This window comes from Flavobacterium sp. (assembly GCF_013822155.1).
Taxonomy (GTDB): Bacteria; Bacteroidota; Bacteroidia; order Flavobacteriales; family Flavobacteriaceae; genus Flavobacterium.
This window is the reverse complement of record NZ_PNJW01000071.1, coordinates 1-13,140: the sequence shown is the minus strand read 5'-3', so window position 1 is coordinate 13,140 and position 13,140 is coordinate 1. Positions and strand designations below refer to the sequence as shown.

Annotated in this window: 7 protein-coding genes; all 7 read right to left on the bottom strand. The window is 30.7% G+C overall.

What is annotated here, in order from left to right; all coding sequences use genetic code 11:
- Window positions 1-241 precede the first annotated feature (241 nt).
- Window positions 242-943, bottom strand: a complete 702-nt coding sequence (locus C0512_RS13390) for a retron system putative HNH endonuclease (protein ID WP_290862399.1) — start codon at window positions 941-943, stop codon at window positions 242-244.
- Window positions 940-2,211, bottom strand: coding sequence for an AAA family ATPase (locus C0512_RS13385; RefSeq protein WP_290862397.1), 1,272 nt, complete (start codon window positions 2,209-2,211; stop codon window positions 940-942). Before C0512_RS13385 ends, C0512_RS13390 begins: the two co-directional genes overlap by 4 nt.
- A gap of 28 nt (window positions 2,212-2,239) precedes the next feature.
- Window positions 2,240-7,357, bottom strand: a complete 5,118-nt coding sequence (locus tag C0512_RS13380; RefSeq protein ID WP_290862395.1) for a helicase HerA-like domain-containing protein — start codon at window positions 7,355-7,357, stop codon at window positions 2,240-2,242.
- A gap of 14 nt (window positions 7,358-7,371) precedes the next feature.
- Window positions 7,372-8,802: a restriction endonuclease subunit S gene (locus tag C0512_RS13375; protein WP_290862393.1), complete on the bottom strand. Its 1,431-nt coding sequence runs from the start codon at window positions 8,800-8,802 to the stop codon at window positions 7,372-7,374.
- Window positions 8,795-10,789 (bottom strand): N-6 DNA methylase, encoded by a 1,995-nt coding sequence (locus C0512_RS13370; RefSeq protein ID WP_290862391.1) that lies wholly within the window; start codon window positions 10,787-10,789, stop codon window positions 8,795-8,797. Before C0512_RS13370 ends, C0512_RS13375 begins: the two co-directional genes overlap by 8 nt.
- A 20-nt stretch (window positions 10,790-10,809) precedes the next feature.
- Window positions 10,810-12,429, bottom strand: a complete 1,620-nt coding sequence (locus C0512_RS13365; protein ID WP_290862389.1) for a hypothetical protein — start codon at window positions 12,427-12,429, stop codon at window positions 10,810-10,812.
- Between the two features lie 7 nt (window positions 12,430-12,436).
- Window positions 12,437-13,140: hypothetical protein (locus C0512_RS13360; protein ID WP_290862387.1), on the bottom strand; the 704-nt coding region annotated here is incomplete at its 5' end.

Here is a 13,140-nt window from a genome sequence, read left to right as displayed (position 1 = left end):
TTTTGTGTTCCGGATTTCTATTAAATTCTCCCATTGAATTAATGTTAAGATGCTAAAATATTTAAAATTTTATTATTCATATTATAAAGTATTATTCATAATAATAACCATTTTTAATATATTCCAATGCACATAAATTGCTGTTTAATATTTCCATTACTATATAAACCTATGTATTTAATAGATTTAATAATATAAATAGTTGTATTCTAATTTTTTATTTTCTTTGAAATAATAATATTTAAGGCAATAAGTTTCTATTAATGTCAGATTTACAACAATCTAAAAAAGTGCCATTAAAAGAAAGAATCAATTCATTCTGAACTTCAGAACAATCACTAAAAACTTTCATCCAAACAGACCAAAATCCCATTTGAGAAGCACATAAAGCTATGAAATCAGGTGTGAGAGAGCTATTTACCTTGATATAATTCGTTTTCATTTTAACAGCTATTTCCCAAATTGTTTTTCTCCTTTCATACCTTTTGTCACCTTCTAAGTGTTGTGGATGTCCTAATATTCTATCCAGACCTACTAATTCGATTAGAGACCGTGATTTAGCAGTTTCATGCGAATCAAGTCCTGGAGTAACAGTAACAGTCCCGTCTTCAAAATATGAAATACTTGAATATGTATTATTTAAATGAGGCATATGAGTATTATTAACAATAACATCTTTAACTCCTTTATTGTCAGGACCATTACATCTTTGGCACGATATGAGAAAATTATCCCATTCAAATTTTAAATTAGCATGAACCGATTTAGGTCTAATATGCTCCACGTGCATTGCCTCATCTGTAACAGGCTTTTCACAGTAACTGCAATAACCACCAAGGTTAGCTTCTAGATGTTTTTTAGCACCTTTATGTGGTTTGTATACATTTGTTATTGTATATGTTAAATAAGCGTGACCAACTGGCCATTTTACAACAGGTCTCATAATCCTTTCATCCTCCTTTCCATTTTTAATAGAGCAACATAAGCGGGATCTTCATTGAACTCCAATTCATAGTTATCCAATTTTGCTTTGATTTCAGATAATATAGTTTCATCTTTTTGATTTTTATTATCATGAAGCAATTGGTAATATTTTGTTGCATTTTCCATCATTTCAACAAATATTTCACTTCTTTTAAATTCAACACCCATTTCTTCAGAAGCAATTTCTTCAATACTTTTATTGATGTAATCTGTATCTAATTCTTTTCCTTGCAAATCAATTAATTCTTTATTTTTTAAACTTTGAATAATAAAAGGAGAATGAGTGGTCGCAATGAATTGCATATTGGGAAAGGTTTTTTTTAGTATTGCTACAATTTTCTTTTGCCAATTTGGGTGAAGATGTAAATCTAACTCGTCGATTAAAATTATTCCGGGTGTTTTTTCATGTGCGTTTTCTCCAAAATGAGGATTCAATAAAACACAGCGTAATGCAATATCCCCAATTAAACCAATTAAATTTTTTTGACCATCACTTAAAGTACTAATAGGTTTAGATTCGTTAGTTTGAATTCCCTTTAATAATATTGAAAGTAAGTTATTGTCATTATCGAAATAAAGTGTTTCTACTTCTTCAAAGCTATTTCGAACAGCACGTTTAACTGATTTTAAAACATCTATTTCCTTCCCACTTTTATAAACACTTACCTCAGTGTTTTTAAACCAAGATAATAAAGTTTTATAATTAGAATTTGGGTTAAGTGCTTTATTGTATCCGTCAATTCGCTGATTTGTTTTATCTGGATTAAATTCAGAATCATTTTCTTTCATTAGTCTTCCTGTTCCATAGTATGAAATCAATGGTAATGTTGTAAAACGCCCGCTTTTAGATTCGGATGTAAGGTGTTTTCCAAAATCATAAACATCTGAATACATTTCTAAGTCATTTAAGCTTTCGTTAAATTTTCTTTGTCTTGACCATGAAAATTCACTACCAAGTAAGTTAGCTGTTATGTCGATTTTTGATTCTTTTGCTCTTATAATTTCTTTCTTGTAACTGGTAATTCTAATATCTTCCTTTGTAATAGATCTTCCATTCTTGTAGTTCAATCCCTTTACAAAACCTCCTAAACCTACTGTTATAGCTTCCATTAGAGAAGTTTTGCCAACTGCATTTTCTCCAATAATAACATTGAATCGATTATTGAAATTAAACAATTTACTCTCAATACCTCTGAAATTTTTTATACTTATGGTTTTTATTTCCATTTAAAAATATTGATTTAAAAACTAATTATTATTTTGAATAAAATGGTTCAATATCTACTTGTACAAAAGGTTCGAAATGATTATTTCTTATTAATGCTCTCATTGGTTTTTGGGATGGTAGCATAGTTAATACCGCTTCTTTTGAAATTTTATCTGTAGCACCAAAGTTTTCAGCCATAAATTTAGCGTCTTCTCCTTCTAATTGTAATGCGATTTTTGTACCCATATTTTCAAATACTACAGTAGCAAAATCTCTAACACTTTGTGAAGCTAAAATGAAACCAACACCATATTTCCTTGCCTCACGAATTAAATCAGTTAGGGTTTGGTCATAAGAAAGTTTGTGTGCTTCGTCAATTACTACATATAATTTTATCTTTTTTGAAGGTCCATCTGCAAGCATTTTATTGTAGACTGCCTGAAGTACAAATCTTGCAACTGATTTCATTAGTTCAGGAGTATGGAGTGTTGAAAGATTTATAACTGAATTTTGTTTTAATATTTCGGTTATAGAAACGCTATCCTCGCCAGATACAAATATGTTATTTTCAAATAATGGCTCTATACGATATTTAAGATTTCTAACATTGGCTCCTTCAGTTTGTTCCATAAATTCCAATATCTCCCAAATATCTTGAAATTGAGGTGGTTCGTTATTCCAAGTAGCTCTATCAGAAACAGAGAATCCTTTCTCTAAATACGCTCTTTTTATTGCATCCTTTAATACTGGATGTTGAATATCGCCAAGACCAAATATTTGTTTAAGTATGCTTGAAACCTGATATACATTACTCATATATCCTGTTTTTTTGCCGGTGTTTCCATCTATTGACAATTCTAAAGGATTAATATCCATACCATAAGAAGGATCAAGAGAGATGGAATTCGTAGCTTCTAAAAATGATTCGCCTTTTGAGTTTGAAAGAACTTGTGAAATATATTCTCCTTGAAAATCAAGTATTAAGAATGGAATATCTTGCTTGCTTATTTCATAAAGTAAACCACCAGTAGTTTGGGACTTACCAGCACCTGACTTCCCAACTATCAAAAGATGTTGATTTGCTAGTTTTTTTGGCACCATTGTAATTGGGTTATAAATTACATCCTTACCATTGTCTACATTTTTACCTAATACCACAGATGGAATCGATATTGGTTCAGGAGCAGGCTCTGTAACTTTATCTACTGTAACTGGAGCAACAACTTCATCCGTTTCAATTCGTGGTTCTATTTTAATTGTATCTGTTTCTTCACTTGAAGAAACAGATGGTTCTTCTTTTTCTGTCTCAACAATTGGATTTGAATTTGGTGTCACTATAGGTTCTGTTGAAGATTCAGGAGTAGAGTCTTCATTTGGTTCGTCTATTTCCGTATCGCGTATTTCAAGCAATTCTGCAATTTCTTTATTGCCTATTTCATAAATTGTATTTCCTTTATAAATATCAACTGGTTTTGTTGCACCTGCCCAATGGAAAATATATCCGGATTTTTCAAATTCAATTTGAAAGTCACCAGTATTAATAGCTTCAACCATTTGTTTCAATTTTGAAGAATCATTACAAAAATTGTGGCGTATTGCTCTTTCTAGATAAAAACCTATTAATGTAGAAAGTGATTTATTTGATAAATGAACATCAATTTTAGGATTATTAGCATCTGAGATAAATTTTGTTCTAAACGCTTTTTCAGAATTTTCATTTTTCTTTACAATCTCTTCTTTTAAAGCTAAACTTTCTGTTATGTTTCCTGCTCCAGAACGGAACTTTACTTCAATTAAATTTAAGTTTAGTTTTCCGTTTTTTACAGAAACTAGAATTAAATCACTTCGTTTAACTGTAATGTCTTCCTCTGTATTTCGACGTTTATTTTGAGCAAAAATATCAATATGTGTATCAACAGGAATTAAAACTCCATCATCCATTAATCCATCTTTCTCTAATGCTAAACGAGTAATTGCTAACCCAATTATTTCCCTAACATTATTAGGGTTGTTAATTAATTTTAACGCTAATTTTCCAGAAATCGATTTTATAATGTCTAAAACTTTAATTGCCCGAAAAGAAGATGTTGGAATACTTATTTTATTTAATCCATCTTCTATTAATTTTTCAATTTCATTTTTCCAACCCGTTGAAACTATCAAACGATGTCCAACTCCTTCCATAAATTCTGGAGTGTAATCAATTAGATAACTTTTTAAATTTGGATTTGCATCAGCAGGATTGTCAAAATATTCAATACCAAAATTTCTGTCAATTGTAAACACCCAATCACTTCTGTCATGTATTTGAGAAAGAATATGTCTGTCCTGTTTGTCTAATTCTAATTGTATTGTTGGCAAGTGATCAATCGATTTACCCCAATCAAAATAAGAACAACTTAATCCTAAAATATTAAGTCCTGTATGGTAAATCAAATCGCTTATTTCATTACCAGAAGAAATGTCTGAAGTTAAGGATGGAACTACTTTTCTGCTCCATGTAACAGCATCCTTCATAATGTTAAATTCTGAACGATATTCTGCTAATAATCCGTGTAAAAAATAACTACCTGGTACATTACCAGCTGGACGTGAAATTGTTTTTGTAACAAATTGATCAATAATTACAGTAACATTCGCTTCTTTAAATTCAACTTCCGACCACTTATCAGCGGCTACCTTTACTTTTGAAAAAAATAATTTAGGAAATAATGGGTTATGACTTGGTTCTAATAATTCTTCATCTATATCAAGACCTCTACCTTCAGTATTAGTACTATCATTCATTAATTCATCAAATGAACTCCCCATTAACTCATGTCCTAATGTTCCATAAAATGTAATGTCGTATCTCAAATTCTTGAAATCATCCATTTTTTGTAGCTCTCGTATGGAATTTAAAAACAACAATCCATCACCAGGATTTAAAACATTTAATTTTAAAGTTTTAATGTATGGATGGTGCTTAAGGTATCTCCAAAGTCTATCTGCAATTTGCGGAGCTGAAACGGATGATATGTTTCCTAAGTCATCTTTGTATCCTAAAGCCTTTGAGATTAGAGCAACTACCTTTCTTATATCTGTAGTCGTACTCTTGGGAAAAATTGTCCAATATAAGTCTAGAACATCTGTATTTACAAAAAAGTTATCTTTACTAAATGACATTGCATTCGGTAAATTTAAGGGTAAAATCTTTTCAAAACCTTCAATATCTATAGCTTTACGAATTACATCCTCAGACATTCCAGTCATTTGATTGCTCCAATCAAAAAGCATTAATTGGTATTGCAACAACCACAACATTTTCATAGGATGTGTTGGTGCTAATAAAATCAATTCTTCAGGTTCTTCAAGCGAACCTAATTTTACATGTATAGTGTCTAATCGATTTAATAAATGAGTATTAGTTAATACATTATTTACTTCTGCATCTGGAGAATTAGTAATTGCATCTGCAATCTCTTTTGTTATTTTTTGATATGCTTTTACGTAATCAAATATTTGAGTTTGAAATTGTCTTAAATCTAGCGTTTCTATAACTGTAGTTGTATCTAATGACGTAATTGCATGAAATAATTCTCTCCTTTTATCTAAGAAAGCACTGTATTCAGTTTTGAAAACAGATAAATTTAATTTACAGACTTTAAAATCATTTTTTTCTATAAAACCTCTATTGATGATATCTACATCGTAAGCTCCACCACTAAAAGGATCTAAAAGTGTTTTTCTCTCTAATTCATACAATAAATCATTTAATTGAATTTGATAGGTTTCTCTAGGATTTGTTTTAATTCTATACATTAAAACTTTACCTGCTTCAAGACCTTGACTTTCAATTTGAATTTCTTTGCGGAAACGATAGGTTGCTTTAAAGGTAGCTTCGGCAACATTTCTTATTCTGTTAAAACGTTTAGTTTCGCCAGTTACTGTATCACTGTCTTCTCCTCTGATATAAAATGGTTCGCTTATATCTTCTGCTATTTTTGCTTTATTTTCATCTAATGCAACTACTCGAATTTGTACTAACCATTCTTCACCTTGTTCTAAATCAACATCTTTAAAAGGAAATTTAATTTGTTCTGTTGTTCCTTTTGCTGTTTTACGATGTAGTTCATTGCTGGAATCAGTATCTTCCTCTCTTTCTAATATTATCACAAATTGTGATACTTTGGTCGTTTTACGAGGATTTGTTTTCCATTTTACCGTTAATTTACTATTACTGGTAGCTAAAAGATTGTCGCCTTCAAGGACTAGGCCGGTTGCCAATAATGGATTTCCATCTTTGTCTCTAAAAGCTTCTAAATAAAGTTCAATTTGTTCTCCTGCTAAATCTTTAAACTTCCACTTATCAAAACTTATTTTTTTTAACCATTCTGATTCTATTAAAATTCTTTCTGTCCATATTTTTACTTGAATCTGATTTTGATTATGAAAAAACTCTAGTAAGTGTTTCTTTATATTATTGTTTTCAGGATCTAATCCCTTATTTACCAAAGATTCTATTGCTAAGAAAATTGTTTTGTCGGCATCGCTAAGATTTTCAACACATTCTCCATTTCGAAGCAAACGAGCTTGTACATCTTCTTCTTTTAATTTTAAATCAGGTATTAGATTTAGATAAGGTAAATACGCACCGGCAGATTCCCATGTACACTCGTCTTTTTTTAACGCCAATAAATAACGTAACTGTCTTTCAATTCTTTGTTTTCTAGCTACTGAAGTTTCCAAAATTGCTTTAATAATACCTTGCTCTGTAGATGAAAAGCTATTGATTAAGTTTTTCTTATGCTCATTAAAAACACCTGCTAAATCATAGGCTTCAAAAGTATGAATATCATAACTATCTTCGGCAGCACCATTAAAACCTTGAGGTATAAACACAACTAATACACCAAAAGACAAACGATTTCTTAATTCAATTAATCGACCACTTTCTATTTCAAAAGGATTTTCTTTTTTTTCTGCAAGCACAAATGCTTCTATATCTCTTGCTTTTAAATCAGCATCAAGATTTAATTTTTCACAAGCATATTCCATAACTGCTTTAGGTAGATAATCCACACGAAGACAATGGTTTTTTTGTTTTAATAAAAGTTTTGCTTTTAAGTCGTTGAAAACGGCTTGAGCAATTTCTTCAAAATAAATTTCTTGTGTTATGGTAACCATTTTTCTGCTTTTTATTATTTGGTTAGTGATTCGGTTAAAAGTTGTTGTGCCTCATCTTCTAATTTAATTGCTTCTGCTCTTAAATCATACGCTTGACGAACCATATCACCAATCTCTTTTTGTTGTTTATCAGAAGGAAGAGGAATAAGTAATTTACTCATGTCTTCATCATCAATTTCATCTATTAGAGCACCCCATCTGTATCTAGTGATACATTCATAACCATATTCAGAACTTAAAAAAGCATACAAATAACCTGAATCAATTAAATCTTCATTGGCAATTACTCTCAGTATATGCTGTGATGCTGCAAAATTCTCAAAGTTGTTATATACAAAACTTGTTTTACCAAAAGTACCGCCCAATGACCCGGAGCAAGCTATTAGAATCATGTTTTTACTTAACATCAAATCATTCATAAACCCAATTTCAGAATTGGATAAATATTTTAATTCTGATGGTCTTATTTGTAATATGTTTTTACTGCCAATGAATGGAGTGCCATGTTCTGATTCAACATAGTTTCTTTTGAATCTTTTACCTATTACAATATCTTCCGTAACCTCTTTTAGAGTTAAAAAACGAGATGAATTTTCTTGAATGTTTTTTAATGCTGTGCTTGCTGTTGGATTATAAAAATGTGAGTCTAATCTATACTCTGTTGAAAAATCTGATAAATTAAATAATCTAAATTGAGTCGTATTATTAGTTGCAACTGAATCAATTTTAATTTCACTTATAGGCAAAAGATTGTTGAATTTTAAAACTAATGAACGGGCCAGTTTAAGTAAAGTGTTTGCTTCATCTCTATTATCCAATGCTGTTAAAACAAGTTTATTCATTTTTAACATACTATTGCTGTCAATAATTGGCGTTTTAATTGATGCTAAATGAAAGCCCCTTATTCTTTTAATTATTGCTCCGTATGCAAGATTTGCTAATTCACTAGCGCCAAAAGAACTTGTTAGGTAGGTATAAAAAAAACCAAGATTTTTTTCTGTGTCAACATTTATTCTCAAAATATCACTTGTGCCTGCAACACCATCTAGTTCTTTAGTCGCCACAACAATACTACCAACGGTTCCAGCAGCACTTACCAATATTTGACCTCTTTTAATAATATACTGAGCAATATTGTTTGTTAGGGTTTTAGAAATAAATCTTGAATTGACTGGTGGTTCAATTTCAGACATTTCTGATGATGAAATATAAGGTACACCAAATTCCTTATCACAGTAAATTCGTGTAAATAGATTTGGCTCTTCAACATCGTTAATAAGTTTGCTTAGAGGTTGAAATTGAATATCTTTATTTAAAATAATATTTGAGTCATCTACAAAGTGAGATGAATCAAGTCTTATATCGCCTGATGATACTTTAAATGAATCAATCAAAAAACCAATTTGACTATTTTCAAATAAATCGAAAATTACTTCATTATTCATTTTTTAATTTGGTTTTAAATTTAAGAAATTCATTTGCTACCAATGGTAATTCATCATCTACAATCCTACCTGTTGTCTCAACAACAGGCATAAAATCAAGAATTGTTGATTCAGCAAAAGGTTTATACATCTCTCTAGTTACTATTTCTTTACCTTGATTGTCTTTTCTATAAATGAAACCGCCACGTCTATCTTTACCAACTGTTTTAGGAGATGCCATAAAAATATCATAGGTTGCCATTTGTCCGCTCATACTTTCCATAAGCTTTTCTTGGTCGCTTTTTCTACGAAGTATCAATACGCTTGTTTGTGTTCCTGTTCTAGGTAAAAAAGTTTCTACAGGTAAATCAACACTTGCCAAAACTTGACAATTTTGTAAAATCCAATAACGAACATAAGCATATCCAGGATTACTCAAAATACTATCAGGCAATACAATACCGCATTTGCCTGTGCCCGGTTTCAATAATTTAATACATCTTTCAACAAATAATACCTCAGGTTCAAGAGCATTTTTTAAATTTGTTTCTTGTTGCCATTTATTGTCACTTGTTTTAGACCATTTGTGAGCCAAATCATAATGTTCTAGAATTTCGTTACTATCAATTTTTATTTTAGCTCCGAATGGTGGATTTGCCATTACGAAATCCATACTGCCTAATTGAATTTTCTTCCTAGCCTCCTCAGAATTCCAAGTGCTTGGATCTTTTAATCCATTTTCTGCAAATAAACCTCCGCGTCCATCATTGTTCATAATCATATTCATTTGGGCAGCTTTCACTAAGTTAGCATTAAAGTCTGTTCCAAAAATATTATAGCCGGACTCATGTATTTCATCAAATAATACTTTTTCTTCTTCTTCAGTAGGTTTATTTGGGTTTTTCCAAGTAACCTTATGTTTTTGACGTAACTTTTCGCTGATGTAATTGAAACCAATTACTATGAAACCACCCGTTCCGCATGCTGGATCATAAATACGGTCACCCGGATTTGGGTCTAACATTTTAACTGTCATTTTCACCACATTACGAGGTGTGAAAAATTCCCCCTTAGTTCCTTCTAATGTAGGCCCAACAATAGTTTCATAAGCAACTCCTTTCACATCAACTGAAGAGTGAATGAAATCGTATTTTTCTAATTGGGCTACTATGTATGAAATTGTTTCTGGATTGAATAATAAACCATCTGTTTGAGCATCAAACAAACCACTAAATTCATTCTTCTTACGAACTTGTTTGAAAAGGTCTTCCACTCTAAGCTTAACTTCTTTATGACCATCACTAGTGTTTCTTTCTTCAGCACTGCGTATAGCAAAACGAGGTCTGCCGGCATTAGATTCATCTTCGATTTTAGCAAATAATAATTTTAAGAATTCCCAAAATATTTGTTCTTTACTACCTCCTTGATTGGCGTGTATGTAATCATGACAACGTTTAAAAGCATATAATAAGTTATTACCTGTTGCTACTCTTAATCGTCTTCTATCAGTAGTATAAATTGATGAAGCATCTTCACCAAAACGTGGAAAATCATTTACTGGAAATACATCCGTTTCAAATTTGGCTTTTCTTTTTTGAAAATAAACGGTTTCAATTCCATTAGTCCAACAACCATACTCTGCAGATGACACATCAACCAACCATTGTTCTAGTTCTGTCGCACCATTTTTTTTATCTGTTGGGTTTGCTTTAGGAGATGCAATCAACACTAACACTAGAGGTTCTTCCGTACCACTTTTCAAAACTACTAATTGTCCTTTCTTTGTTTTTTGTTTATCGCCTTCCCATATTTTGATTGCAAAATCAACCTTGATATCACTAGAAGGATATTCATATTCTTCTACTAATGTACGCTCAAAATTTTGTCTAACTTGTTCCTGCTCTGTTTCTTTAACCCAATTTCCCGTTATGAAATCCGCAATTTTCCCATCTGGAATTTCTATTGATTTAATTGCGTCTTTATTTGTTGCTTTTATTGTGTTTGACATAAGTCTATGCTTGAATTATTTTAAAAATTAGGTTCTATTTTGAATCGAGGTTTTATTACCTGAGAATTTGAAGCATCTGAAAGATCTGTATAAAAACCAAGTTGCCTTAATCTTTCTTTCAATGCTAAGAAATTATTGTTTAATGCTTTAGCTGTTTCAGGACTGTCAGAATCTGTAATCCATTCGTTAATATATATGCCGTATCTGTCTTTTAACCAATCGACAAATGATATAATAGTAATTGGTTTTGTTTTAAATCCTTTAGGGTCTGCACTAACAACAGCTAATTGAACCAATACTTCTAAAAGAAGATTACCCATTACATATTTACGTTGTCTGCCACGACCTCCTTGCAAGAAACCATCTTCGCGGTTCATGTTGCAAAGTCCACCCATTAATTTCTTATGTCTGGCGACTAAATTTTTCCAATTGGATTTATCATTACATAGAATTTCTACATATTTATCAATAGCTGGAATATTCATTTTTAATATTGCTTGTACATCAGGATCATCCTTTAAATCTTCATCTACCGTAATATCGCCTAATTTGTAATTAAAGAATCCTTCTAATCCAGGATTGTCTAAATAACCAGTTAATTGATCTAATGTTGGGGTTTGGTTTCCTTGTGTTTTAGCAAACTCCGCCAGTTTAACTAATTTATAATGAGACTTGAAATATTTATACATTTCATTGTAATCATTCTCGACACTTTTCTTTGACAAAGCATCACAAATACGGTCTTGGCCTAAAGTTAAGTCTACAAATATTTTAGGCTGGAAATCACATTTACAAAGTTTATGAAAATCAGCTTCCCCTTTTATTATAACACAAGTATCACATTTTGATTTTTGTGTTTTAACTAAAGAATTTATTTGTTTGAATGACTTAATTGCAAAAAGTGCTGTATGAAAATTGAACAATACCGTGATATAATTAAATAATTCTCTTCTAGGAACAGATTCTTTATATACCAACAATTTCATAGTATCAATAAGAAATTGTTTCTGTTGTGCCTCACATAAAAATTTATAGTCCTGAACAAGATTGGCATTAGTAGATGGTAAATCAACTTTAAAATTATCTAGAAGTCTTAACAAAAATTGTGTTTCAATATCTAATTCATCAAATTTTGATTCGTCTGCAACCAAGTTAAACTGTCCTTCACGTTTTGTTCCTTCTAACAAATAGGACATTAAAAAATCACCATCACTAGCGATAGTAGTGCCTTTAAAAACATTGTAAAGAAAAATACTAACATCTCTGTCCTGACTTCTAATACGAGGATCAAGTAATTTTATAGTACTTAAATGAAGTGGCTTTAAGTTTGAAATCCTTGCTCTACCTTGTCTTCCTTTACCTTCAGTTATAGTTGTTGCAAAATCTGCTGAAATCCAGTTTTTCATTAAACGTTCACGAATAGGATCATTAACTCCTTCAAAGCTATCTTTATTATCTTTTATTAAATCAACTAATGATTCAGGATATAAAGTGTCTTTAGTTGTTTTTGCTATAACTTTTCCTTTTGTGTGCAATAAAACTAACAACCTAACAACTGCCTGTTCAAAATTGATATTATTTGCATCAAATGGCATTATTGGAAAAAACCTAAATGCTTTTTGTTTTCTATCTAGAGACATATATTTTTTAAATTTTGCTTAATACTAATTTACCTGTAGCTGATTTCTCAAAAGAATATAAATTTGAGTCATCTTCTGTTAAGAAAACCTTCGTAGATCTTTTTGCTAATATTCTTCTTTTGAACATTTCTAAATTCAAAAAGAAAGTTCTAATTTCAATAGACGTTGGAACATAACCTTCTTTTATACGCATTAGAATTTCATATAAATCGATATTGATTTCTAAAGAGGCAGATTCATCGGAATGTCTGAAAATAATGTGATCTGGAAAGTACTCTATATAGTCTGTCTGACCACCCACATTAGGCAATACCACTTCAAAATCAGCAGCTTTAAAACCATAAAAAGCCTTTGTAGATGATTTTTTTAGGCTATTACTACTAATACAAACATTTTCTCTACCAACCACATCGTTGTAAATGTTTTCAGATTTACTAATTGCTAGTACAATATCATCTCTTAAATTATTATTATTATCGACTCCTGATTTAAGAAAATCAACAAAACTCACAAAATATTTGTATGGTAAAAACGAGTAATGATCTACTGCAAATTGTTCTCTTAAATAATCATCATTACCCTCAAAAAACATTTTTCTTTTTAATGAAGTTAAAAACAAATCAGCACTTTCTTTTTTAGCTGCTTCTTTATCGCTTGTTCCTTCGGGTTTATTTAAAAAATACTCTTCTAAATAATTAAGGTCTGGATTTG

Coding starts and splice junctions, on each gene's coding strand:
- C0512_RS13390 (WP_290862399.1), bottom strand. CDS start 943: ATGAGACCTGTTGTAAAATGGCCAGTTGGTCACGCTTATTTAACATAT.
- C0512_RS13380 (WP_290862395.1), bottom strand. CDS start 7,357: ATGGTTACCATAACACAAGAAATTTATTTTGAAGAAATTGCTCAAGCC.
- C0512_RS13385 (WP_290862397.1), bottom strand. CDS start 2,211: ATGGAAATAAAAACCATAAGTATAAAAAATTTCAGAGGTATTGAGAGT.
- C0512_RS13370 (WP_290862391.1), bottom strand. CDS start 10,789: ATGTCAAACACAATAAAAGCAACAAATAAAGACGCAATTAAATCAATA.
- C0512_RS13365 (WP_290862389.1), bottom strand. CDS start 12,429: ATGTCTCTAGATAGAAAACAAAAAGCATTTAGGTTTTTTCCAATAATG.
- C0512_RS13375 (WP_290862393.1), bottom strand. CDS start 8,802: ATGAATAATGAAGTAATTTTCGATTTATTTGAAAATAGTCAAATTGGT.